We start from the raw sequence: 24,103 nt of genomic DNA on the forward strand, positions 1-24,103 counted from the left end.
ATATGATAAATACTTTAATGCTAAAAAAGATCATTAAACCCAAAACGGTTGCTGCTCTTTTACTTTTGCCATTGGCTGTTGTATGCTGTAAGAAAGAAGAGAAAAAAACAGTGACTACAGAAATAAAAACATCGAATGATTCTATAAAAACGGTAAAAACTGAAGAGAAAATTAATTATACCGATTTTAATATTTTCAGTCTGTCCATCATTTCATCCGCAGAAAAGAATACTGATATGGATATTTTCATTTCTGTTTCAGACATCTATAAAGGAGAGCAGCCAATTCCTGCAGCTATTATGAAAAACCAGAAGCAGATGACCTATGAGGAACGCCAGCATTTTGAACTGGATGCACCCAGCAGAAAAAAACTGCTCAACGGAATTCAGCTCACGGAAAATGATTCTCTGTATATTTATGAATATGGCTCTAACAAACTTCAAAGGATGCCGATCAGCCAATTAAAAGCTGTAGCTTATTTAAGTCCTTATTCAGATGATGAAGATTTAGATCCGGATTCTTATATGATGGGATTTCAGGTAGCCACTCACCAAAAAACCACAGACTACGACCGATACAATAATGCCATCGCTTATTTTGGGAATAAAAATCCTTTCGTAGACAATAAAATGAAAGCTGTGAAATGGCAAAAAGCTGATGCAGCTATTTCAAAAAAATATTTTACCCAATCAAAATTAGCTCAGGGGAAAACCTATCAGGCACAATATGAGAACCTGACCTATTATCTGCAGGACTATCTTCAAGAAGGAAATATTGTAGATCGTAAACTGGTTGTCATTAATGATCGTAAAGAAAAAATTGCGGAGAAGACATTTAGTCTTGAAGGAAGTGATGGTGGAGAATTTCTTCCTCTGTACGGTATAGACGCCGATGAAGCCAATATTTTCCAATATACAGGTCATCTTTTCAAAGGAAAACCTCCTGTTATTTTTGGATTCATTGCCCAGTCTTTTGGCTGTCCTTCTATTAGCTTTTTAGATCAAAAAGAGAAGGATTTCCCGATCAATTGTGATAACAGACATTGATATGCGAAGCAGTGAAGTGATAAAAAGGTTTTCTTTACACAAAACCTTTTTATTTATCTATCCAGTAATTAAGAACCCTATCCCCTTTAAAATATAACCATTTATACTTATTTTCATAATCAAAATATGTATTGAAGTGAAAATACATTCTCTTATTGATTTCATCAAAGTAAATTTTATTTTCTTTTGCAATGTCAGTACTGCACTTGCCTTCCGGAGAGCTGATCAGGTCACTATTGATAATGAGCTTGAAATTCTGTAAAGGCTTGTATTCGATTGGCATAGATGTTTTTTTATCTAAAAAGAATTCTTTATTGGCGCTGCCGAATCTTGTCTCCTCATCAAATTCAATACTCTGCATTTGTATCGAACCATCTTCTTTTCTTTTAAAATGCCAATAACTTTTGTGACAGCAGTCCTTATAAAAAGTAATTACTGAATGATGTTCATCTAAATAACCCAATTTAAAAAAATTAAAAAAGTTAATATTGATATATTCTTCTTTATCAAACAAAGGGTAATCGTAGTTCAGCTTTTTTTTACTTTTATAAGGCTGAATAGTGCTTATGAAAATAACCTTCCTTTCTCCATTATCATTTTTGACCGTATCAATAAATAGATACTGTTGTTCCAGTTTTTCATATTTCACCGGATCCAAGTATAATACATCATTGGTTTTTACTTCTGAATATCTGTTGGGATTATTGGTTCCGTAGAATGATTTCTTAGTATAATATCTGCTCACTTGGCGGGTATAGACCCTGAAATTGGATAAGCTGAGCTCTTTGAATCTGATCTCTTCGTTCTCACTTAATCTTTTAACTTTTTTTTCGGTTTGTTTATAAAAACTTTTACAACTCAACAAAGAAAGCAGAAAGAGGAGTAGGAATGTACTATTTTTCATGATTGGACAGATTAAGATTAGACATAATATATGAGCCGCCTGCTGAAATATAAAAAGGTCTTTGGTTCTGGTGATAAGAGCTTTTTGTGAGATAATGGATTATATTCTGAACTTCGGATAAATTGTAAACGTTATTAAGCCTTATAAATCCATTCCAGTGTTCCGCATTTCCTATCCCGAAATTCCAGAAACCATGATTAAAATATTTCTGCTTTGGATCAGCATAATCCACATATCCGAAAAGAAATTCATCCGCTGTATCAAAAGCAAGTTCTGAATATCCCGTAAACCTGTAGAAACCTGCATTAATATTATTGATTTTACGATCCATGGGTAAATTGATATTGACAAATCCACCACCGGTATAATATCTATCCTCTTTGTCTCCCAAGCCAATTTTTGCAATTGGCCATCCGCCATCGTTAAGATATCCGAACTGAAAATTGTCTATTTTAAAACCTAAAAACCCTACTCTTTGTCTACGTTTACATTTTGGAATGTTGGCAGAAAGATGATAAACCCAGTTGGTTCCAAAAGTAAATGAAGAATTAAAAGGATTCTGTAATGAAGGCTGAGTCAAGTCAGTAAAGTAATAAAGCGGTTTATTCCTGTTTGCAATATATTCCAGAGAATTGTTCCTGAATTCATTGTTGAAGCCGGAGGTTAATGACAATGAACCCGTCAATTGACTTGAAAAGCGTTTCCTGATGGTATCCTGATACGTACTCAAACCTCCGTAACTGATTGTATATTCGGCATTCAGAGCGGGAAGCAATGAATTAAAAGCCATATACCCAATTCCGGTGCTTATACCAAACCGAATATTGGGAGTGCCGTACTGAAATTCTATGATCGCTTTTGCAGCCACCCCGATCTGAATATTCTTCGGTAGAACCGTCTGATTAACGAGCATTTGTGAAAACACAAATGAAGGAAATAAGATCAGTATATATTTCAATATTCTCATACTATTTGGTTTTTGAAATGCTACAGTCCATTTATTTTTTTACCCGTCTTCAGCCATTCTTTAAGGATATAATAAGCATCCCAGCCAACTCTGTAGGAAATATCATTTTTATACCCTTCCTGATCAGGAGTTTCTTTATCATCTTCATCAAATTTATTGGAAAGGTGGCAAAAACCAATCTGATGCATATATTCGTGGCACAGATTCACAGCAATAGCATAGGACAAGGGTAATTCCGGCATATCATCAATAATATTTTTATAGTAGGCTGTCGTTACTCCTGTATCAGGACAAGTAGATCCCAATGCCGAATTGTGTTTCTCTTTAAAGTAGACTATCCAATCAACTTTATCTTTTTGATATAATCTTGAATAGATTGCGGTACCTGCAATTTTGGTTGAATCTTTTTTTGAGGGCTTACATTTTTCAGGTTTGCATCTATTCCAGCCCGGAAATTTTTTTTCAGTATATAAAGATTGAAATTCCACTGAATTAAAAACAGCGTTTGCAATGATAAAAGCCTCTTCCAGATTTTTTTTATAAATGCTTTTGTCAAAAACAGTGTTATCAAATGAAAAAGAACGATCATTATCTAAACGAATCTGGATTTTTTGTGAAAACATACAGGCGGACATAAAAAGTAACATCCACATTATCAGAGTTTGTCTTTTCATGGTAATAATTTGTGTTGATTAATCTCTTTAATTTAGTATTTTTTCAGTCAGATTGAATTTATTATGACAATATTTCTACAATCAGCTATTCAATGAGTTTCCGTATCTTTATCTAACAAATTTAGATACAAAACCTTATGTTTACCATCCCCCTTTAGGGTGATTTTATGTTCAACGGTAAGCATAAAAAAATAAATCTGCTGATTATCAGATACAAGAGATAATTGCAGCCGGTACGATGAAATGAAGGTACTTGTGAAAGCTTAAGGGATTACAAAACTATTTAATGCATTAGAATTATTTCAATCTATACAGACTGTGTCTTATATTTGAATTTATTTTTCTGATTATCTTTAATGAAATTCTTCCTTCGTCAGAAGCATTTACATTATCTTTTATATCACTGCAGCAGCCATCATAGACATATAGTAATTGGCGCAGTGTAATGCATTAATTAACACAATTTCTTTCTCCGGAAAGGTTTCAAAGGCATCAGAGATCGTAATCTGATATTCGTAATTCATAGAGGTCCATTTCAGATGGGGCTTTATAATCATCAACTCAACGCCGCCCTGGTCAGTAAGAACAAATGATTCTTTAAAAATACCTCTGTGTTTGAAAAGATAACCATTCTTCACTCCGTCAAAATAGGTCTGCACCACAATTTCTCCGTTCCAGTTCATTCTGAATTTCAGAAGAACTCTTTCATGATCTTTAAGCTCAATGGTTGTTCCCCAAAAACCTTTTGGCTCCACCTGATAAGTTTGCCCATCGGCAATTTCAATAACAGCATTAAATTTAAACCAGCTAGTATAGATAAGTTTTCCAATTAATTTTTCTTCTCTTGTAATCTCAAAAGATAAAGAATTGCTTGATTTTGCGTAATATTCTGCCATGGTTATATTTTGATTTGGTGGAATTTTTATTAGAATTTTAACGCTCTAATTTATAAATAATTCGGTAAACATAAATGTATTTTTAAGCCGATATAATAAAAATGATTGATAATTACTTGGAGTTATCTTATTTTCCTTGATCAATTGCGTTCAGGTTTTCATTAAGCAGTTTTTATTATCGTAATAAAAAACCTGATAGACTTCAAAAATCTATCAGGTCTAAATCATTTCCAGATTATTCTTATTAAATCCTTTTAACTTCTAATTAATTTTATACACATAATGATTACTGATATACCTGCTTTTATCCTTCAGTTTTTCAGGATAAAATATTGTTCCATCAATCTCAACACTTTTAATCCTGTATCTCCAGCTTCCATTATGGCTTTTGTAAATTTTTGTTGTTGAATTGGGATAAAGCTCAAGGACAATGGAAGAATCTCTCACTTCTATTTTTTCAAGAGACTTTGGATTTTTGATTTTATAAAAAGCCCGTGGTGAAAGTATTCCATGTTCATAATTAAATCCAATGCTGCCGGGTTCATTATCCATTGCTTTTGAGATGGGATAAGTGTAATTGATCTTTATTATTTTTTTTGAGTCGGTCAGGTTTTGAATATAAAAATCAGTTAACCAGGAACATCCTGAAAGCACTGCTAACAAAATACAACACAGAAATCCTATCGTAATTGACTTTATGCTCATTGGAAGTAATAATTTTAATCGCTTTTGTTATTAATTTATTCTTATAAAATAATTGATAGCCATATTTTTTGGCCGGTTTTCTGTTCCTCCTGCGTTGGCAATAATTAAAGGAACTGTAGTCCTATCATAACCACTAACAATTTGTGAGCCATCAAGATCTCCATCTGCTCCGGAAGTATTTCCCGAAACTGCCAGAGGTGTTGTCACTGCGCCTCCGAAAGTTTGTTGTACAATTTGATGATTATGTTCCTTAAACTCATCCTTCTGAATACTACCACGTACCCTATTGTCAGAAGGGTCTTTTTGATATTGAGGAACTGGAGGAATGCCATTTCCAGCTTCATTTGAATCAAATATATTATTTCCACGTAGAAAGACACCTCTTAAATCCGGGACATTATTCAAATTTTGTGCAGCGCGTGCCAATCCACAAGTACTATCAATTCTTCTTCCGTCACAAGGTGCCCATTTTGAATATCTGCTATTCCAGTTCTTATCAGGATTTGTCAGATTATTTTTCGTCACTTCCTGAAATTCTTCCCAACTTAAATAGGAGCAAAGTATTGTGCCTACAGGAAAATCTTTGTTAAATCCACTAGGAAGCCCATTTAATAAACAGTTTACAGGTCCCTTATCTGTGTCTAAGAAAAAGAAAATATCTTTGGATGGGTCGCTTCTTTTGAAAGTAATTGAATTATTGTCATCAAGGATACCGCCTTTATTAAAGCTTTTGCTTATTTCTATCCCGTTGGTTATTTTATAATCTTCAACAACAGGGCTTGGATCCGTACTTGATATTTTGTTATAGAAAATATAAATGGTTATTCCTTCATCTCCTTCCTGAACCACTGTTGATAATCCTTTTTTATTATTTTGAACTTCTAAGCATTTCACATATCCCTCAATAACATCTTTATTGGGCGTATGTAAACTAAAAGAATCAAAGAATGATTGTGAGACTGTAATCGTTTCCAGTGATTTAACCTTCTCCTGAAAATTATTAATTTCATCGTCGGAAGCTCCAAGGTTTAAGACATTTTTAACCATTGATGTAGAATCAATTGCTTCAAAACCAAATGAAAATTTCTTAGCTTTAAAATCATCTTTGAATTTTTCGGATTCATAATATTTCTTCAGATCATAAAGAAAATTACCTGTTTTTACGACATTCAAAGTGGTATAAATTCCACCTTCCAGAAGCTTTGTACATTGATTAGGTTCCATTTGTATAGTTTTTTGAGGTTAATGAGTGAGTTTTTATATATAATGAAAGTTGTATTATCAAACTTTCATTTGTTATGACGTACCAAAAGTACTCTGTATGAAATCGTATGTCAATTACCCTTTTGTGGTATTATTTTATTAGGTTTGGGCATAAAAAAACCTCATAGATTTCAAAAATCTATGAGGTTTAGAATATTTATTTTAATCGAATTACATCGTCTCCATTTTGAAGCTCATGCTTTCAATTACTTTTAAGATAATTTTTAATATATATTCTTAATTTTTTTTCATAAATCCAGCAAGAAGAGCATGTTTCCTCAAAGTAGTTTTTATTTGATCTTTAATTGTTGACGGCATTGTATTTTCAGCGGAAAAGACTTTTAACTCAATTATATATTTTTTAGAATTTACTTTTGATGTATTTATAAAAACATCAGCCCTAACTGTACTAAATTCTGTAGAAATATCTTTTTCATGAACAGCCTCTAAGCCAAGGCTTTTTAATATTAAAGCAATTCTTCTACCAATTTTAGTAGGCTGGGTCGTAATATTTTTATACCAGTCTCCTGCTTCTTTGCTTCTATCAGATTCTCTTTCTCTAACTGGATTATAAGAGTAGTTTTCCCAGTTTTCACTAATAATATGAAAGAAATGCGTATTTCTAAATCTCGTCAAGTATGTCTTACCTAAAATGATCTCACTTGAATCTAAGTTAGAACATAGTCTATGTAAATCTGCAGCTCTAAATGGTATAATACGCATATCAAAGTATAGTCTAGTTCGATTATATACTTCTAAAGGTAACTGAGATTTTTCATCAGAAGAAAGTTCTCTATAAAAAGCCTCCCAATCAAGTTTGTAGCCATCTCTAGGTCTTGAAAACTGCATTACTCTTTGATTTCTGACAGAATCAGATACTGGCCAAAATAAAATTACAGTAAACTGTGATAAATCCTGAATATCTTCCATTTGTTCGGCAAGTTTACTTCCTACATTTTCAATTGCACTACCTAAAGTATTACATTCAAAAACGATTTCATCAATATCATTATCAATTATAAGATAATCAGCCAATTCTTTTTCATGATTATGGACAGAAAAGGTATCTTTAATTATACTTGTCCATAAATTTTTCTCGGGTCCCTCAATAAAAAATTCACTAGCTAACAAGATTCTCTTATTACGAGATGTTGCAGTAGTAAGTAATCTTTGAAAATCTTTACTTGTAGTCAGCCATATGAAAATTGTAGGAACCTCCTTTAACTCATTTCTATCAAACAGGCTTATATATTCAATAAACTGTGAAGGTATTTTTTCTTTACCCGCGACATTTTCTTCAAATTGATCTACTATTGGAATTAAAATTTTCCCTAAATTATATCTATATTCATTTAATATTCTATCAATTAGCTTTTCTTTATCTGAAATTTCCTGTTTTTCTAATAAAAAAGTATGTGTCTCAGGCAAATGAGTTTTTAATTCTATTGTGGCAGAACTTTTTCCAGAACCACTTTCTCCATACACAGGTAAAAATCTTATTCCACCATTAATTTCGATTGATTTAACAGCAGACTTAATTTTATCAATAAGACTTTTATTTGGTAATAAACGTCCTTTATATGCTTCTTGTAAATCCTCATATCTTGAAGGTAATCTCATTTGTATATAGTTTTCTTGAATTTTTCTAAATTTATACAAATTAAATATACAGTACAAATAATTTAATAAAACAAAAACCCCACAAGATAACTTGTAGGGTTGAATATTTATTTTAATCGAATTACATCGTCTCCATTTTGAAGCTCATGCTTTCGATTACTTTTAGAATTGCTTCTACCGTATCCATTGACGTTAAACAAGGAACACCGTTTTCCACACTCATTCTTCTGATCTGGAATCCGTCTCTTTCAGCTTGTTTACCTTTTGTAGTGGTATTTACAACATACTGAACTTTTCCTTTCTGGATCAGGTCGATAAGATTTACACTTTCTTCTCCGATTTTGTATCCGATTTTGCAAGGAATTCCTTTTTCTTCAAAGAATTTCGCAGTACCTTCTGTAGCCCAGATTCTGAATCCTACTTCATGGAATCTTGCTGCCAGAGCTGCTGCCTCATCTTTATGCTTATCTGCTACTGTGAACAGGATAGATCCGTGCATAGGAACTTTTCTTCCTGCTGCAACCAATCCTTTGTAAAGTGCTTTCTCAAGGGTTGTATCTTTCCCCATAACTTCTCCTGTAGACTTCATTTCAGGGCCTAAAGAGATATCCACTTTCGTTAGTTTAGAGAAAGAGAATACCGGTACTTTTACAAATACGCCTTCTTTGTTTGGAACCAGACCATTTTTGTACCCTAGATCTTTCAGTTTTTGTCCCAGGATAGCCTTTGTTGCAAGGTTTGCCATTGGCACTTCTGTGATTTTAGACAAGAAAGGAACTGTTCTTGATGAACGTGGATTTACTTCGATTACATAAACATTTCCTTCGAAAAGAACGTACTGGATGTTCATTAATCCAATAACCTTTAATCCTTTTGCCAGTCTCTGTGTATAGTCTACCAAAGTCTCAATCTCGCTTTGAGAGATATTCTGTGGAGGATACACCGCGATAGAGTCTCCGGAGTGAACTCCCGCTCTTTCGATATGCTCCATAATTCCTGGAATCACTACTGTTTCACCGTCACAGATGGCATCTACTTCAATTTCCTTTCCTACCATGTATTTGTCTACCAATACAGGGTGTTCAGGGCTGGCTTCTACTGCATTTTCCATGTAGTGGGCCAGTTCTGCTTCTGCGTATACAATTTCCATCGCTCTACCTCCAAGAACGTAGCTTGGACGTACCAATACCGGATAACCGATTTCGTTGGCAATTTTTATCGCTTCTTCTTTCGAAGTGGAAGTTCTTCCTTTTGGCTGAGGAATTCCCAGTTCCTGAAGTGCTTTTTCGAATTTGTCTCTGTTTTCAGCTCTGTCAAGATCTTCCAGTGAAGTTCCTAAGATCTGTACTCCGTGAGAGGCTAATTTATCTGCAAGGTTAATGGCAGTCTGTCCTCCGAACTGTACTACTACTCCTTTTGGTTTTTCAAGTTCGATGATGTTCATTACATCTTCTTCTGTAAGCGGCTCGAAGTATAGTTTATCAGAGATAGAGAAATCTGTAGAAACTGTTTCAGGGTTGTTGTTGATGATAATCGCTTCATAACCCATTTCTTTGATCGCCCATACTGAGTGAACGGTTGCGTAGTCAAACTCGACTCCCTGTCCGATTCTGATTGGTCCTGAACCCAGTACAATGATTTTTTCTTTGTCTGAAACTACACTTTCGTTTTCTTCTTCGTAAGTTCCGTAGAAATAAGGGGTTTCAGATTCAAACTCAGCGGCGCAAGTGTCTACCATTTTGTACACCGGCATGATTCCGTTTTCTTTTCTGAAGTTGAAAACCTCACGCTCTTTTACATCCCAAAGAACAGCAATATTGATATCTGCGAAACCTAGTCTCTTAGCTTCAATTAATGTTTCTTTATCGAATTTGTTTGCAGCGATTACTTTTTCGAAGTCCACTAACTTTTTCAGTTTCCAGATAAAGAACTTGTCTATTTTACTCCATTCTACGATTTGCTCCCAGTCGTATCCTCTTCTTAAAGCATCCCCGATGATGAATAATCTCTCATCGTCGCATACTCTGATTCGTCTTTCAATTTCTTCAGCAGTAAGTGCCTGAGCCTGCTTGGTTTTTAATCCTAAATGTTTGATTCCTGTTTCTAATGAACGGATGGCTTTCTGTAAAGATTCCTCAAGGTTTCTTCCGATTGCCATTACTTCACCGGTTGCTTTCATCTGAGTGGAAAGTCTTCTGTCTGCTGTTTCGAATTTATCGAATGGGAATCTTGGGAATTTTGTTACTACGTAGTCAAGAGCCGGCTCAAAACATGCGTATGTTTTTCCTGTTACCGGGTTCATGATTTCATCCAGAGTCAATCCTACAGCAATCTTTGCAGCAATCTTTGCAATCGGATACCCTGTTGCTTTACTTGCTAATGCTGATGAACGGGATACTCTAGGGTTTACCTCAATGATATAGTAGTCGAATGAATGTGGATCTAAAGCTAACTGTACGTTACATCCTCCTTCAATTCCCAACGCTCTGATGATTTTCAGGGAAGCATTTCTCAGCAGCTGATACTCTCTGTCTGAAAGGGTCTGAGAAGGTGCTACTACGATAGAGTCTCCTGTGTGAACGCCTACCGGGTCTATATTTTCCATGTTACAAACTACAATGGCGTTGTCGTTTGCATCACGCATTACTTCATATTCAATTTCTTTGAAACCAGCGATTGATTTTTCAATAAGACACTGTGTAACAGGACTGTGTTTTAGTCCCAATTCAGCAATCTCTTTCAATTCAACCTCTGTAGAAGCGATACCACCTCCGGTTCCTCCCATGGTAAATGCAGGACGAACAATTACTGGATATCCGATTTCATCTGCGAAAGCAAGGGCTCCTTCTACCGTGTTTACGATATCAGATTCCGGAACCGGTTCGTTCAGTTCTCTCATCAGCTCACGGAAAAGGTCTCTGTCTTCTGCTCTGTTGATGGCAGAAAGCTTTGTTCCCAAAACTTCCACTTTGCATTCTTCAAGAATTCCTGATTTCTCCAGTTCTACCGCCATGTTAAGACCTGTCTGGCCTCCAAGAGTTGGTAATAATGCATCCGGACGTTCTTTTCTGATGATGTGGCTTACAAACTGTAATGAAATCGGCTCGATATATACTTTATCAGCGATTTCCACATCCGTCATGATCGTTGCAGGGTTTGAGTTGATCAAAATTACCTTGTAGCCTTCTTCCTTCAAAGACAGACAAGCCTGCGTTCCTGCGTAATCAAATTCAGCTGCCTGACCGATGATGATAGGTCCTGAACCGATTACTAAAATTGTTTTTATATCGTTTCTTTTCATAGGGGTTTAAAATGTAACAATTTATCAATCTAACAGTGTAACAATGTTACTGTCCGTTTTCATTTGATAAACTTGTGCTTAAAATTTTATAAATAATTTTTCCAATTTCTATAATCTGTGTTTCCAAGTTTTCATTAAATGGATAACTTTGAGAATGTTTACACAGATATAACCAATATTTTGTTTCTTCAAGCTCTTTAGCAGCAATTTTAATTTTATTCACAAAATCTTTTTTACTGTAGGGATTTTGTGCTTCAAAAGAATTTGCGCCAATACTTGTTCCAGAACGTAATAATTGTTTAGCAATAACAAATTTCTTTTTACTTTCCAATAATTCACAGAACTCTATAATATCTAATGAGAACTTAACGGTTTTTTCAATTAAAGGATTGTTTTCGAAATTGATCATTTTAATTATTGTTAAACTGGTACATTTTTAAATTGGTACATTAAATCAATGAACTCATCAAACAGGTAGTTTGCATCTTCCGGGCCAGGGCTCGCTTCAGGGTGATACTGAACTGAGAAGCAAGGGTGAATTTTATGTTTCAACCCTTCATTTGTTCTGTCGTTCAATGCGATGTGCGTTTCGATAAGATCTGTTCCTTTTAAGCTTTCCTGATCTACCGCGTATCCGTGGTTTTGAGAAGTAATAGCTACTGTATTTTTCTCCAGATCCAATACCGGGTGGTTTCCTCCTCTGTGTCCGAATTTCAGTTTGAAAGTTTTCGCTCCACAGGCAAGACCAATCAGCTGGTGTCCCAAACAGATTCCGAAGATTGGGACTTTTCCTAATAATCCTCTGATCATATCTAAAGCATGTGGTACATCTTCCGGATCACCAGGACCGTTTGAAAGCATAATACCGTCCGGATCCATCAACAGGATTTCTTCTGCTGTAGTATCCTGGGAAACCACAATGATATCACAGTTTCTTTGAGACAGTTCTCTGATAATTCCCAATTTTGCCCCGAAATCTACCAATACTACTTTAAAACCTCTGTTTGGATTAGCATAAGGTGTTTTTGTAGAAACTTCCTCTACCTGATTGATTGGGAAACTCGTTGCCTTCAATTCTGAAGCTACTGCAGCTTCGTCAGTATCTGCATTTACAATTTTTCCTTTTACTACTCCATGGTTACGAAGAACTCTTGTCAGTCTTCTTGTGTCAATTCCTGAAATTCCTGAAAGGTTTTTCTTTTTAAATAATTCGTCTAAAGTAATCTGAGTACGGAAATTGGAAGGAAGATCGCAAAGTTCTTTTACGATAAGCCCTTTGATTGCCGGCTCAATACTTTCATAATCATCACGGTTAATACCATAATTTCCGATAAGCGGATAGGTCATACAAACTATCTGACCGCAATACGATGGGTCAGAAATCAATTCCTGATACCCTGTCATTCCGGTATTGAAAACTACTTCCCCTGCAGTTTCCAATTCTGCTCCGAAACCTTCTCCATGAAACACTTCACCGGACTCCAGTATTAATTTTTTCTTCATTTTAAACTTTTATCTCTTATTATTTATTATATGTCATTAACAGGTCGCCCTTACAGGGCTTGGATTGTCTACATCCTTTTTTTCATGGGTTTCACCCATTGCTATTAACAGGCCGCCCCTACGGGGCTTCTAAACTTTTAACTTTCGCCCTGGCTCTTATTTAAAAGTATATCCTTTAGTTTCCAATGCTTCTTTCAAAATGGCCATTCTTGTGAAAACACCATTCTGCATTTGCTTGAAAACTCTTGATCTTTCGCATTCTACAAGATCTGAATCTATTTCCACTCCTCTGTTGATGGGTGCCGGATGCATGATGATCGATTCTTTTTTCATGGCCTTTTCTCTTTCTTTGGTCAGTCCATATCTTTTATGGTATTCTGAAGCGGTGAAGCTCATTGCGGCATCGTGTCTTTCGTGCTGGATTCTTAATAGCATTAAAACATCCACTTCGCCGATCAGTTCATCTACTGACATATAAGTCCCGTTGATTAAGGCTCCTTCGTCAAACCACTGTTCCGGTCCTGAGAAGTATACTTTAGCGCCTAACCTTCTTAAAGCCTCCGCATTGGAGTTCGCTACCCGGCTGTGTTTTACATCTCCTACAATTCCTACTTTCAATCCTTCAAACTTTCCGAATTCCTGATAGATCGTCAGCAGATCCAGCATACATTGTGAAGGGTGGTTTCCTGTTCCATCTCCTCCGTTGATCACCGGAATATTAATATTTTTCAGTTCCTCGAAGTATCTGTCTTTCTTATCACGGATCACCACAAGGTTTACTCCTATACTTTCAATAGTCTTTACGGTGTCATAAAGACTTTCGCCTTTGTTTACCGAACTGTGTGATGCATCAAAGGGAACTACCTGAAGTCCCAGCTTTCTTTCTGCAAGATCAAAACTTGTTTTTGTTCTTGTACTGTCTTCGAAGAAAAGATTTGAGCAAAAAACTTCTCCTTCAATTTTAGCAGTTTTACCGTTTGCAAAAGCCAGCGCTTCTGTCAGTATACTGTTGATTCTCTCGGTGCTTAGTTCTGTAATCGTAAACATATTTCTAATTTTTGGACATAAAAAAAGCGAAGACAACAATCTTCGCTAATAACAATAAATATCGTAAAGGGCGCTCTCGCCCGGTAAATCTAATGATATAAATGCTTTTTTATTCATTAGGTGCAAAGATATAACAATTTTATGAACCGGCAAAAATTATGTTTAAAATAAATTAAAAACTTAAGTACTTCCTTATTCTCATTTAAAATTAATATTTTTGTTAGCCACAACTTTATTTTATGGATTTAAAAGACAAAATGATTCTCAGCATTATTCAGGAAGATTCCACACTTTCGGTTAAGGAAATTTCCGAAAAGATAGGCCTTACCTTTACTCCTACTTATGAACGCATCAAACAATTGGAGAAGCAGGGGATCATTCAGAAATATGTCGGGCTTTTAAACCGTGAAAAACTGGGTTTAAATATTGTGGTCTACTGTAACGTCCGTCTTAAGGAACAATCCAAGAAAGTATTGGAGACTTTTGAGAAACATATTGGAAACTATGATGAAGTACAGGAAATCATCAGTCTTTCCGGAGAGTATGACTATATGTTGAAGATTATTGCCAAGGACATCAATTCTTATAACGAATTTGCTGTTAATGTTATTTCAAATATTCCCAATATCGGACAATATCACAGTTCTATCGTACTTCACGAGGTAAAAAAATCTACCAAATTTAAAATTGATCTGGAATAATCTTTCTATTTTTAAACAAAACTGATTTAAACTTCTTGCTGAAAATCGAGGATTTTCTTGCGCCTTTGCGCTTACCAGCACATTTTATTTCTAATATCTTGTTAGGAAAACGCAAAGACGCGAAAGAAATTCATATACTTTTTGCTTTAAGGTGCAAAGATTTTATCTCCGATAAAATTAATACAGCCAATTTTAATTTTCAACTATAATCATAGTTTCAAAGTTTCAAAATCAATCATCAAATTCAAAGAGCAGAGTAAAATCAAGCCATTAAGGTCACTTAAGCAGATAAGATTTAAGATTAAGGCTTTCACAACGAAAAGACAGCAGGCTAAAATAATTTTAGAATTTCCACTGATTTTGCCTAAGTTTTTGCTGACCTTAATGACTTAGATTCTAACCCAATAATTTATTTTTCAGTTTATTAAACTGATATTCTATTTTATCCAGACAAAGATTTCCAATACTTCCCTGGTGGGTATGTTCAAGGTTTCCTAGTTCAAATTCAAACTTATTATTTTCGATCTCCTGCCCTACTTTCACATAAGCATCACGGAAAGAGCTTCCGTTTTTCACTTCTTCATTGATCTTTTCTACGCTGAAAAGATATTTGTACTTTTCATCTTCCAGAATTCCGTCTTTTACCTGAATATTTGGTAAAGTATAGCTTAATATCTCCAGACATTCCTTTAAAGAATCTATCGCTGGGAAAAGTATTTCTTTCGTCAGCTGTACATCTCTGTGATATCCTGAAGGCAGATTGCTTGTCAATAGAATCAATTCATTCGGAAGTGACTGGATTCTGTTGCATCGCGCACGAACCAGCTCAAAGATATCCGGATTCTTTTTATGAGGCATAATGCTGCTTCCTGTAGTAAATTCCTTCGGAAAGCTGATAAAGTCAAAATTCTGGCTTAAATACAGGCACACATCGTAAGCAAATTTACCAAGTGTTCCGGCTAAAGTAGCCATGGACATGGCCAGCATTTTTTCAGACTTTCCACGGGTCATCTGAGCGTACACAGAATTATAATTCATGGACTGGAAGCCTAGATTATAAGTGGTACTTTCACGATTGATCGGAAATGAAGAACCATAACCAGCTGCTGATCCCAGTGGATTTTTATTAATGATATTTTTTACTGAAAACAGCATTTCCACATCATCCAAAAGCGCTTCTGCATATGCTCCAAACCACAATCCGAATGAGGAAGGCATTGCAATCTGCAAGTGAGTATATCCTGGAAGCAAAACGTTTTTATGCTGATCCGCCAGCTGAATTAAAATCTGGAAAAACTCATCTGTAAGGGCTGTGATCTCACGGATTTCATCCAATAAATACAATTTGATATCCAGTAAAACCTGATCGTTTCTTGATCTTGCCGTATGGATTTTCTTTCCTGTATCTCCTAATTCTTCAATCAGGATTGCTTCTACCTGAGAATGGATATCCTCAGCATCTTTATCAATTTCAAAAGTTCCATCCTCAATCTGATTTAAAATATGATATAAAACAGACAGCATCTGCTCCGATTCTTCCTGAGTGATAATTCCGGTTTCTGCCAGCATTTTACAATGCGCCACAGAACCTTTCACGTCATATTTGGCTAAACGTTCATCAAAGTCAAGATCTTTACCGACTGTGAAATTATTGACTAATATATTGGTGGCAAGGTCATCCTTCTGCCATATCTTTTTCATATGTAATTGTTTATTTTTTTTAAATCATATAAAATCACCACTTCTGTCTGTTATATTACCAGAAAAATTCGCTGGTAGTGATTCATGATCATATTTGATTTAAAATATTTGTTGGTTTTGACATGCCCGGCAAGGCAATCCTTATTACTATTAACTATAAAAAAACATTTCCTTATGTAAAGCTTTCATTTCTAATTTTCTTTTTTGCATAAATCTTATTAAAAACTAAACTTCAAGTGCCTGCCGGGCGGGGTCAAAACATATATTGAGCTGGAAGCCTGAGGATGGAGACCGGAATTGAATTACAAACTGTAACAAACTTCCAGCTTCCCACTTCATTCTTCCTTTCTTTATAACACTTTTTCTAAGATTCTGATGTAAATTTCTATTCCTTCTTCTATTTCATGGATATAGATAAATTCATCTGCTGTATGAGAGCGCCTACTGTCTCCAGGGCCAATTTTCACTGATGTACAAGGAATAATTGCCTGATCTGAAGAGGTTGGTGAACCGTAAGTTGTCCTTCCGATTTCAACTCCTGCTTTTACGAACGGGTGATCCATTTCGATTTTTGAGGAATTCAGCCTGAATGATCTTGCCGTTAAAGTAGATTTCATCTGAGACTGGATGATATCAAATGCTTCCTGATTAGAATATTCGTCAGTTACCCTTACATCCAACGTGAAATTACAAGACTCCGGAACAACATTATGCTGTACTCCTGCGTGAATTCCTGATAAAGTAACTTTAACTTCGCCCAGATATTCTGAAACCTTCGGAAATTTAAAGTCTAAAATATTCTGAAGATCCTGCATACATTTTATAATTGAATTATCATGATTGGGATGAGCGGCATGAGAAGGAGTCCCTTTCATTTCTCCATCAATCACCAAAAGTCCTTTTTCTGCAATCGCCAGATTCATCTGCGTGGGTTCTCCTACAATGGCGAGTTCTACATTGGGTAGCTGCGGAAACAGAGCTTCAATTCCATTAAATCCTGAGATCTCCTCCTCTGCCGTCAAAGCAATAACTAAATTATATTTTAAATCCTCTTTATCATAAAAATGTAAAAAAACCTGTGCCATAGAAACCAGAGAAGCTCCGGCATCATTACTTCCCAATCCGAAAATCTTGCCGTCTTTTTCAACAGGAACAAACGGATCCAGCGTATACGCTTTATTGGGTTTTACCGTATCATGATGTGTATTCAGTAAAACGGAAGGCTTAAAAACATCAAAGTGTTTGTTCACCGCCCAGATATTGTTTTTAAAACGTTTGGCAGGAATCTGATGTTTTTTGAAAAAATTTTCAATTTCTACCGATGTATTAAACTCATCTTTACTGAATGAAGGAATCTCAATCAAATTTTTAAGCAATCCGACCGCGTTATTCAACAGTTCTTCTTTATTATAAACAGATTTCAGTTCCTGCATGATGATTTTCTATATGGTTTTTCAATTCTGTTTCTTTGATCAGAAACACTTTCTCTACATTATTTTTTACAGCTCCAAGAGCATTTTCAAGTTTGGGTAAAATCCCTTTGTGAAGTTTTCCTTCTTCTTTTAGTGTGGTAAAATCTTCTTCAGTTACACTTTTAATAACAGATTCAGGATCATTTACATCTTCTAAGACTCCTTCTTTATCAAAACAGTATAACAATTCAACTTCATATTTCTCCGAAAGAGCCTGCGCCATTACAGAAGCAATGGTATCTGCATTGGTATTGAAGAGATTTCCTTTTCTGTCGTGGGTAATCGCAGAAAACACAGGAACAAGATTAAGTTTCATGAGCTTTGAAACCAGCTTCCTATTCACACTTTTCTTACTGATATCCCCTACAAATCCAAAATCGATTTCAGGATGTTCTCTTTTCTTAGCTTTAATTAAATTTCCGTCTGCTCCGGAAAAGCCTATAGCGTTACATTTTTTCTGCTGAAGCTTTTCAACAATATTTTTATTGATTCCTCCCGCATACACCATCGTTACAATATCCAGTGTCTCTTTATCTGTAATCCTCCTTCCGTTGATCATCTTTTGTTCGATCCCCAGTTTATCAGCCAGCGTTGTCGCCAGCTTTCCGCCGCCATGAACAAGGATTTTCTTTTCCTGGATTTCAGAAAACTGTTCTAAGAATTGGGTTAACAATTCCTCATCATCAATTAAAGCTCCGCCAATTTTTATGATGTATAACTTTTCTTTCATTGTAAACGTTTTGTGATCTTTACTCTTTTCTATCCTTGTCAAGGTTTTAAACCTTGACAAGGATTATTTCAGGCTTTTAATTCATCTAAAATTTCACTGAACACAGCCTGTGCAGAGAAAATCCGGTTTTTAGCCTGCTGATAGATGATAGAATAATCTCCATCCATTACTTCATCACTCAATTCTACATTACGGCGAACCGGAAGGCAGTGCATTACTTTTGCCTCATTGGTGCGGGCTAGTTTTTCGTTGGTCAGCATCCAATCCCCTTTCACTTCAGGCATTGCTGCATAGTCATCAAAAGATGACCAGTTTTTTACATAGATAAAATCTGCATCTTTCAACGCTTCATCCTGATCATGAATTACTTTCACATCTTTTGTGAAGTTTTTATCTAAATCATATCCCTCAGGATTTGTAATCACCAACTCCACATCCATTTCCTGCATCCATTCTGCGAAAGAATTTCCAACGGCATGAGCAATAGGTTTGATATGCGGTGCCCAGGTCAATACCACTTTGGGTTTATGGTCTTTTTTCCAGTTTTCTGTAATGGTGATACAGTCTGCTAAACTTTGCAGTGGATGGCGGGTAGCAGATTCCAATGAAATAACAGGTACTTTTGCATGCTTTTCAAACTGGCTTAAGATACTTTCATTCACATCATCTTTTTTGCTTTTCATTCCTGCAAAACAACGCACAGCGATGATATCACAATATTGGTTTAACACTTCAATCGCATCTTTGATATGTTCCACTGTATCACCGTTCATTACTGCTCCGTCTGCAAATTCAAGATTCCAGGCTTCTTGTGCTGCATTTAATGTCAAAACATTCAACCCTAAATTTTGAGCCGCAATCTGACTGCTCAGACGGGTTCTCAAACTTGAGTTTAAAAATACAAGTCCGATTGTTTTTCCCTTTCCTTTTTCTGTTTCGGTAAGAGGATCTGCTTTTATCTGTAAAGCTTTTTTTATGATTTCCTGTAAGTTTTCCACATCACTTACAGAGGTAAATTTTTTCATTTGGTATTTTTTATTTTTTTTCAATGGACAAATGGAATATCCATTTCATTTTGAATTGATTTTAAAGATTTTGTTTACACATTTTTGAGAGTTTCAACGCAATAACGGAACGCTTTTCACTGATGCTTTTTTCGTTCGCAAGGACGTTTCACTCAGCAATTGACGGTTGTTTTGTCATTCTGAGATTCTTCCCTCCACTTCGTTACATTCAGAATGACAGGTATTGTGTACTATTTTAAGTTTTTTAACCCTTTTGCAGCTTTGTTCTTCAACCCTTAGATATTTCTCAATACTGCTTTCAAAGCATTGATGAAAAGATCCGTTTCCTCTTTTTTGATATTGAGTGCAGGAAGAATCCTTAATACTGTTTTATCATTCGAGTTTCCTGTGAAAATATGATGATCAGACAATAAGCTTTTCCTTATTTCCGAACAGTCTCTGTCGAGTTCTATTCCGATCATCAATCCTTTCCTTCGGATGGATGTAATATGTGGTAAATCTTTAATTTCATTTTCAATATATTCGCCCATCTTCTGAGCGTTTTCGATAAGATTTTCATCTTTCATCACGTCCAGCACAGCAATTGAAGCAGCGCAGGCAAGATGATTTCCTCCGAATGTAGTTCCCAGCAAACCATTGCTCGCCTGAAACTTAGGATGAATCAAAACTCCACCAACAGGAAATCCGTTCCCCATTCCTTTTGCAGTCGTAATAATATCCGCTTCTACACCAAATTCCTGATGGGCAAAGAAATATCCGCTTCTTCCGTATCCGGACTGCACTTCATCCAAAATAAGAACGGTATCATATTTTCCGCACAGTTCTTTAATTTTAGATAAAAATTCCGGTGTTGGAATTATAATTCCTCCTACTCCCTGAATTCCTTCAATGATAACGGAAGAGATTTCACTTCCAAATTTCTCAAAGGTTTCTTCAAGCTGTTGTACATCATTCCATTCTGATCTGATGAATCTTTCTGAAAAGTTAACAGGAGCTACAATTTTAGGATTATCAGTCACTGAAACCGCTGCTGAAGTTCTTCCATGGAATGAACCAGAGAAATAAAGCACCTTGCTTTTCCCGTTATGGAATGAAGCCAGCTTCAATGCATTTTCATTGGCTTCCGCCCCAGAATTACATAAAAAAAGATTGTAATCTTCATATCCTGAAAGTTTTCCAAGCTTTTCTGCCAGTTCAATCTGTAATTCATTCTGAACAGAATTAGAATAAAAGGAAATTTTTTCCAGCTGATCTTTAAGCTTATTCTGATAATGCAGATGGTTATGCCCGATAGAAATCACAGCATGACCTCCGTAAAAATCAAGATATTGTTCCCCTTTATCATCCCAAAGAAATGATCCCTGAGCTTTTACCGGATTGATGTTGAATAATGGATATACGTTGAATAAATTCATTTTTTGTTTTTTTATCTTTCTTTTGTCTTGAAACAAAAGAAACAAAAGTTCAAGACCTGGAAACTTCCGCTAAAAATTAGTTCTATTCTCTAAAAATTCTAAAACTTGTGCGAAATCCAAATTGGTTCTTCGGTTCTTTATTTTCCTCGCACTTCGAACAGTAGAATTTTCTTAACGTTCATAGAATTAATTTTCTTAACGCTCCATTTTCCTAAGTCGGATTTACTTCTTGTTTAAAATTCTCAATTATTTATTGTCAATTTAGAAGGCTATTGGCTTCAAATTCAGTCCTGCATTTTCGTCCCAGTTCATAGCCAGATTCATATTCTGTATAGCCTGTCCCGAAGCACCTTTTAACAAATTGTCAATCGCTGAGTGAATAACGACAACATTCCCACTCTTTTCGATCTGAATCACACAGCGATTGGTATTGACAACCTGCTTTAAATCAACCGCCTTCCTGTTTACGGTAACAAAAGGCTCCTCTGCATAAAAATCCTGATATAATTTTTCTATTTCCTCCAGCTCCCAATCTGTCTTCATGGTGGAACTTGTAAAAATTCCTCTTGCAAAATCTCCTCTCCATGGAACAAAATTCAGGTTTACTTCTTTATTGTTGAATGAAATCAGCTGCTGCAAAATCTCATCGACATGCTGATGAGTTAATGTTTTATAAGCTGAAACATTATCATTTCTCCAGGTAAAATGAGTGGTTGCCTGCAAAGACTGTCCGGCTCCTGTAGAACCTGTAATCCCTGTAGTAAAGACTTCATGTAACATTCCTTTTTCTGCTAATGGCAGCAAAGCCAATTGAATCGCCGTTGCAAAACATCCTGGATTGGCAATACTTTTCGCACCCGTCAGTTGTTTTTTATTGATTTCCGGCAATCCGTAGATAAAATCTCTGTTTCCGAAACTTCCTTCTAAACGGAAATCGTTTCCGAGATCAACCACCAGCGTTTCATCTTTGACAGGATTCTGAGTTAACCAGTTTTGACTTTCTTTATGCGGAAGACACAGAAAAAGAATATCTACATCTTCAGGTTTATCAGTCAAAACCATTTCACAAACCGTCGTTAAATCCGGGTACAGATCTGAAATTTTTGTTCCCGAATTTGAACGGCTATATAAAAAACTCAATGTCACATGGGGATGAAAAGCCAGTAAGCGTATCAGCTCACTTCCTGTATAACCGTTGGCACCAATGATTCCTACTGTTTTCTTCATTTTGATTCTGACAGCATTTTGTTCTGTCTTTCATTACATCGTCCCTTCGGAACTAGTTGATATTTTGATTAATCTGATGGTATATATTTAAAGAGTTGCTGACAATCTTCGTATATCCTTTTACATCTTCTCCCGTCCATGCTCTGTTCGCTTCTCCATAGCTTCCGAATTTGTCGGACATCAGATCATGATCAGATTCAATTCCGTTAAGAATAAATCTGTATGGATGAAGGGTTACAAATACCTTCCCCGTTACTGTTTTCTGAGAATCTACCAAGAAAGACTCAATATTTCTCATCACAGGATCTAAGAAAAGTGCTTCATGAAGCCAGTTTCCGTACCAGTCGGATAACTGCGACTTCATCATTTGCTGATATTTTGAAAGCGTATGTTTTTCTAATAAATGATGTGCTTTGATGATCACTGATGCTGCAGCTGCTTCAAATCCCACTCGTCCTTTAATCCCAACAATAGTGTCTCCCACATGGATATCACGGCCAATTCCATACGCTGAAGCTAATTCTTCTATTTTTTGAATGGCATATACAGAATGTTCAAAGCTTTTTCCGTTCACTCCTACCACTTCTCCGTTTTTAAACTCAATCTCAAGTTCTGAAGGCTGAGTTTCTTTGATTTGAGACGGAAAAGCTTCTTCCGGAAGGTAATTTCTTGACGTTAAAGTTTCCTTTCCTCCTACAGAAGTTCCCCAAAGCCCTTTATTTACGGAATACTGAGCCTTCTGGAATTCCATGTCATAGCCGTGATCTTTTAAAAACTCAATTTCTTCTTCACGGGACAAAGCCATATCGCGAATGGGCGTAATGATTTCAATATCCGGACACATCACCTGGAAGATCAGATCAAAACGAACCTGATCATTTCCCGCTCCTGTACTTCCGTGAGCAATAGCATCTGCCTGTACTTCAATGGCGTATTTTGCAATTTCCTGTGCCTGAATAGTACGCTCAGCACTTACAGATAAAGGATAAGTATTATTTTTTAACACATTCCCGAAAATCAAATACTTCACACATGAATTGTAGTAATCTTCCTGAGCGTCTACGCACCTGTATTCCTTTACTCCAAGGTTTAAGGCTTTTCTCTCCAACTCTTTTTCCTCTTCTTTTGAAAAACCTCCGGTATTTACAGTAACGGCATACACATCATACCCTAGTGTTTCACTAAGATACTTAGCACAGTAGGAAGTATCCAAACCTCCGCTAAACGCTAAGATGACTTTCTTTTTCATCTGGACTCTTTTTATTTTTATTAATGGTCACATGGAATTTATCAAAATCTTTCTGAATCATCCCATCATATTTATTTTCAGGCAGATTATTCACTACCTCCTCTTTTTTTTTATCGTTTTCCGGAACAAACAGCATCGCTGTACACAAACAGTTTTTGCGTTCCTTCATCATTAAAATTTCATAGTTCACACAGTTCTTGCATCCGTTCCAGAATTCTTCATCCTGAGTCAGTTCAGAATAGATCACTGGTTTATATCCCAAATCACTATTAATTTTCATCACTGCCAAACCTGTTGTTAATCCAAATACTTTCGCATCCGGATATTTGTCTCTAGATAACTGGAAAACTTTCTGCTTGATCTGAGTTGCCACTCCCCCGTTCCTGAATTTCGGTGACACAATCAGCCCCGAATTAGCCACAAACTTCCCATGTGACCAGGTCTCTATATAACAGAAACCTACCCACTCACCGTTTTCAGTGGCTACCACAGCATTGCCCTCTGAAATCTTCTTACTCAAATATTCTATAGAACGTTTTGCGATACCCGTTCCTCTACGCTGTGCAGAATCGTACATTTCCTGCTGTATTTCACTCACATACATTAGATGTTCGCATGAGGAAATTTCTATTTCCATTTATTTATCTAAATTTTTTG

Annotated in this window: 21 protein-coding genes; 2 read left to right on the forward strand and 19 right to left on the reverse strand. The window is 35.9% G+C overall.

Features of this window, described 5'->3' with window-relative positions; all coding sequences use genetic code 11:
• Nucleotides 1-2: 2 nt before the first annotated feature.
• Nucleotides 3-1,046 carry a hypothetical protein gene (locus C8D70_RS09985; protein ID WP_146212873.1) on the forward strand — a complete coding sequence of 348 codons (1,044 nt, stop codon included), beginning with the start codon at nt 3-5 and terminating at the stop codon, nt 1,044-1,046.
• A 49-nt stretch (nt 1,047-1,095) separates the two neighbouring features.
• On the opposite strand, the gene C8D70_RS09990 is transcribed toward C8D70_RS09985, so the two are convergent.
• From C8D70_RS09990 to C8D70_RS10040, 11 genes are all read right to left on the reverse strand, one after another.
• Nucleotides 1,096-1,950, reverse strand: coding sequence for a hypothetical protein (locus C8D70_RS09990; protein ID WP_110367210.1), 855 nt, complete (start codon nt 1,948-1,950; stop codon nt 1,096-1,098).
• Nucleotides 1,940-2,917, reverse strand: coding sequence for a polymorphic toxin type 23 domain-containing protein (locus tag C8D70_RS09995; RefSeq protein WP_110367211.1), 978 nt, complete (start codon nt 2,915-2,917; stop codon nt 1,940-1,942). The genes C8D70_RS09990 and C8D70_RS09995 overlap by 11 nt, the downstream gene beginning before the upstream one ends.
• Nucleotides 2,918-2,937: 20 nt before the next feature.
• On the reverse strand, nt 2,938-3,591 hold the full coding sequence (locus C8D70_RS10000; protein ID WP_146212874.1) for a hypothetical protein: 654 nt from the start codon (nt 3,589-3,591) through the stop codon (nt 2,938-2,940).
• 395 nt (nt 3,592-3,986) lie between these two features.
• The gene (locus C8D70_RS10005; RefSeq protein ID WP_110367213.1) at nt 3,987-4,487 is read right to left on the reverse strand and encodes a hypothetical protein; all 501 of its coding nucleotides are present in this window, start codon (nt 4,485-4,487) and stop codon (nt 3,987-3,989) included.
• 261 nt (nt 4,488-4,748) lie between these two features.
• Nucleotides 4,749-5,192: a hypothetical protein gene (locus C8D70_RS10010; RefSeq protein WP_076594325.1), complete on the reverse strand. Its 444-nt coding sequence runs from the start codon at nt 5,190-5,192 to the stop codon at nt 4,749-4,751.
• A gap of 30 nt (nt 5,193-5,222) precedes the next feature.
• On the reverse strand, nt 5,223-6,416 hold the full coding sequence (locus C8D70_RS10015) for a hypothetical protein (RefSeq protein WP_110367214.1): 1,194 nt from the start codon (nt 6,414-6,416) through the stop codon (nt 5,223-5,225).
• Nucleotides 6,417-6,692: 276 nt separating this feature from the next.
• On the reverse strand, nt 6,693-8,075 hold the full coding sequence (locus C8D70_RS10020) for a hypothetical protein (protein WP_228408011.1): 1,383 nt from the start codon (nt 8,073-8,075) through the stop codon (nt 6,693-6,695).
• Between the two features lie 121 nt (nt 8,076-8,196).
• Nucleotides 8,197-11,376: a carbamoyl-phosphate synthase large subunit gene (carB, locus tag C8D70_RS10025; RefSeq protein WP_110367215.1), complete on the reverse strand. Its 3,180-nt coding sequence runs from the start codon at nt 11,374-11,376 to the stop codon at nt 8,197-8,199.
• Between the two features lie 46 nt (nt 11,377-11,422).
• Nucleotides 11,423-11,785 (reverse strand): four helix bundle protein, encoded by a 363-nt coding sequence (locus tag C8D70_RS10030; RefSeq protein WP_110367216.1) that lies wholly within the window; start codon nt 11,783-11,785, stop codon nt 11,423-11,425.
• A gap of 11 nt (nt 11,786-11,796) precedes the next feature.
• The gene (locus C8D70_RS10035) at nt 11,797-12,879 is read right to left on the reverse strand and encodes a carbamoyl phosphate synthase small subunit (protein ID WP_110367217.1); all 1,083 of its coding nucleotides are present in this window, start codon (nt 12,877-12,879) and stop codon (nt 11,797-11,799) included.
• A gap of 156 nt (nt 12,880-13,035) precedes the next feature.
• On the reverse strand, nt 13,036-13,926 hold the full coding sequence (locus C8D70_RS10040; RefSeq protein ID WP_110367218.1) for an aspartate carbamoyltransferase catalytic subunit: 891 nt from the start codon (nt 13,924-13,926) through the stop codon (nt 13,036-13,038).
• Between the two features lie 239 nt (nt 13,927-14,165).
• On the opposite strand from C8D70_RS10040, the gene C8D70_RS10045 reads away from it, so the two are divergent.
• On the forward strand, nt 14,166-14,627 hold the full coding sequence (locus C8D70_RS10045) for an Lrp/AsnC family transcriptional regulator (protein ID WP_089696583.1): 462 nt from the start codon (nt 14,166-14,168) through the stop codon (nt 14,625-14,627).
• A gap of 396 nt (nt 14,628-15,023) precedes the next feature.
• On the opposite strand, the gene argH is transcribed toward C8D70_RS10045, so the two are convergent.
• The 8 genes from argH to C8D70_RS10085 form a co-directional block, all read right to left on the reverse strand.
• The gene (gene argH / locus C8D70_RS10050; protein WP_110367219.1) at nt 15,024-16,328 is read right to left on the reverse strand and encodes an argininosuccinate lyase; all 1,305 of its coding nucleotides are present in this window, start codon (nt 16,326-16,328) and stop codon (nt 15,024-15,026) included.
• Nucleotides 16,329-16,678: 350 nt separating this feature from the next.
• Nucleotides 16,679-17,761 (reverse strand): M20 family metallo-hydrolase, encoded by a 1,083-nt coding sequence (locus C8D70_RS10055; protein ID WP_110367220.1) that lies wholly within the window; start codon nt 17,759-17,761, stop codon nt 16,679-16,681.
• On the reverse strand, nt 17,736-18,530 hold the full coding sequence (gene argB, locus C8D70_RS10060; RefSeq protein ID WP_110367221.1) for an acetylglutamate kinase: 795 nt from the start codon (nt 18,528-18,530) through the stop codon (nt 17,736-17,738). Before argB ends, C8D70_RS10055 begins: the two co-directional genes overlap by 26 nt.
• Nucleotides 18,531-18,598: 68 nt before the next feature.
• Nucleotides 18,599-19,555 carry an N-acetylornithine carbamoyltransferase gene (locus C8D70_RS10065; RefSeq protein ID WP_110367222.1) on the reverse strand — a complete coding sequence of 319 codons (957 nt, stop codon included), beginning with the start codon at nt 19,553-19,555 and terminating at the stop codon, nt 18,599-18,601.
• A gap of 275 nt (nt 19,556-19,830) precedes the next feature.
• Nucleotides 19,831-20,970: an aspartate aminotransferase family protein gene (locus C8D70_RS10070; protein ID WP_110367223.1), complete on the reverse strand. Its 1,140-nt coding sequence runs from the start codon at nt 20,968-20,970 to the stop codon at nt 19,831-19,833.
• Between the two features lie 261 nt (nt 20,971-21,231).
• Nucleotides 21,232-22,197 (reverse strand): N-acetyl-gamma-glutamyl-phosphate reductase, encoded by a 966-nt coding sequence (gene argC, locus C8D70_RS10075; protein ID WP_110367224.1) that lies wholly within the window; start codon nt 22,195-22,197, stop codon nt 21,232-21,234.
• A 52-nt stretch (nt 22,198-22,249) separates the two neighbouring features.
• Complete coding sequence (gene argG / locus C8D70_RS10080; protein ID WP_110367225.1) at nt 22,250-23,446, reverse strand: argininosuccinate synthase; 1,197 nt, start codon at nt 23,444-23,446, stop codon at nt 22,250-22,252.
• Nucleotides 23,418-24,083, reverse strand: a complete 666-nt coding sequence (locus C8D70_RS10085) for a GNAT family N-acetyltransferase (RefSeq protein WP_076594312.1) — start codon at nt 24,081-24,083, stop codon at nt 23,418-23,420. Before C8D70_RS10085 ends, argG begins: the two co-directional genes overlap by 29 nt.
• Nucleotides 24,084-24,103 lie beyond the last annotated feature (20 nt).

Source organism: Chryseobacterium sp. CBTAP 102, from assembly GCF_003201365.1.
Lineage (GTDB): Bacteria > Bacteroidota > Bacteroidia > Flavobacteriales > Weeksellaceae > Chryseobacterium > Chryseobacterium candidae.

What these genes read in the sequence shown, in the direction of transcription:
- C8D70_RS10045 (WP_089696583.1), top strand. Translation starts at nt 14,166, where the DNA reads ATGGATTTAAAAGACAAAATGATTCTCAGCATTATTCAGGAAGATTCC.
- C8D70_RS10065 (WP_110367222.1), bottom strand. Translation starts at nt 19,555, where the DNA reads ATGAAAAAATTTACCTCTGTAAGTGATGTGGAAAACTTACAGGAAATC.
- argC (WP_110367224.1), bottom strand. Translation starts at nt 22,197, where the DNA reads ATGAAGAAAACAGTAGGAATCATTGGTGCCAACGGTTATACAGGAAGT.
- argH (WP_110367219.1), bottom strand. Translation starts at nt 16,328, where the DNA reads ATGAAAAAGATATGGCAGAAGGATGACCTTGCCACCAATATATTAGTC.
- C8D70_RS10015 (WP_110367214.1), bottom strand. Translation starts at nt 6,416, where the DNA reads ATGGAACCTAATCAATGTACAAAGCTTCTGGAAGGTGGAATTTATACC.
- C8D70_RS09990 (WP_110367210.1), bottom strand. Translation starts at nt 1,950, where the DNA reads ATGAAAAATAGTACATTCCTACTCCTCTTTCTGCTTTCTTTGTTGAGT.
- C8D70_RS09995 (WP_110367211.1), bottom strand. Translation starts at nt 2,917, where the DNA reads ATGAGAATATTGAAATATATACTGATCTTATTTCCTTCATTTGTGTTT.
- C8D70_RS10010 (WP_076594325.1), bottom strand. Translation starts at nt 5,192, where the DNA reads ATGAGCATAAAGTCAATTACGATAGGATTTCTGTGTTGTATTTTGTTA.
- C8D70_RS10070 (WP_110367223.1), bottom strand. Translation starts at nt 20,970, where the DNA reads ATGAATTTATTCAACGTATATCCATTATTCAACATCAATCCGGTAAAA.
- C8D70_RS10030 (WP_110367216.1), bottom strand. Translation starts at nt 11,785, where the DNA reads ATGATCAATTTCGAAAACAATCCTTTAATTGAAAAAACCGTTAAGTTC.
- C8D70_RS10035 (WP_110367217.1), bottom strand. Translation starts at nt 12,879, where the DNA reads ATGAAGAAAAAATTAATACTGGAGTCCGGTGAAGTGTTTCATGGAGAA.
- C8D70_RS10055 (WP_110367220.1), bottom strand. Translation starts at nt 17,761, where the DNA reads ATGCAGGAACTGAAATCTGTTTATAATAAAGAAGAACTGTTGAATAAC.
- C8D70_RS10005 (WP_110367213.1), bottom strand. Translation starts at nt 4,487, where the DNA reads ATGGCAGAATATTACGCAAAATCAAGCAATTCTTTATCTTTTGAGATT.
- C8D70_RS10020 (WP_228408011.1), bottom strand. Translation starts at nt 8,075, where the DNA reads ATGAGATTACCTTCAAGATATGAGGATTTACAAGAAGCATATAAAGGA.
- C8D70_RS10040 (WP_110367218.1), bottom strand. Translation starts at nt 13,926, where the DNA reads ATGTTTACGATTACAGAACTAAGCACCGAGAGAATCAACAGTATACTG.
- C8D70_RS10085 (WP_076594312.1), bottom strand. Translation starts at nt 24,083, where the DNA reads ATGGAAATAGAAATTTCCTCATGCGAACATCTAATGTATGTGAGTGAA.
- carB (WP_110367215.1), bottom strand. Translation starts at nt 11,376, where the DNA reads ATGAAAAGAAACGATATAAAAACAATTTTAGTAATCGGTTCAGGACCT.
- C8D70_RS09985 (WP_146212873.1), top strand. Translation starts at nt 3, where the DNA reads ATGATAAATACTTTAATGCTAAAAAAGATCATTAAACCCAAAACGGTT.
- argB (WP_110367221.1), bottom strand. Translation starts at nt 18,530, where the DNA reads ATGAAAGAAAAGTTATACATCATAAAAATTGGCGGAGCTTTAATTGAT.
- C8D70_RS10000 (WP_146212874.1), bottom strand. Translation starts at nt 3,591, where the DNA reads ATGAAAAGACAAACTCTGATAATGTGGATGTTACTTTTTATGTCCGCC.
- argG (WP_110367225.1), bottom strand. Translation starts at nt 23,446, where the DNA reads ATGAAAAAGAAAGTCATCTTAGCGTTTAGCGGAGGTTTGGATACTTCC.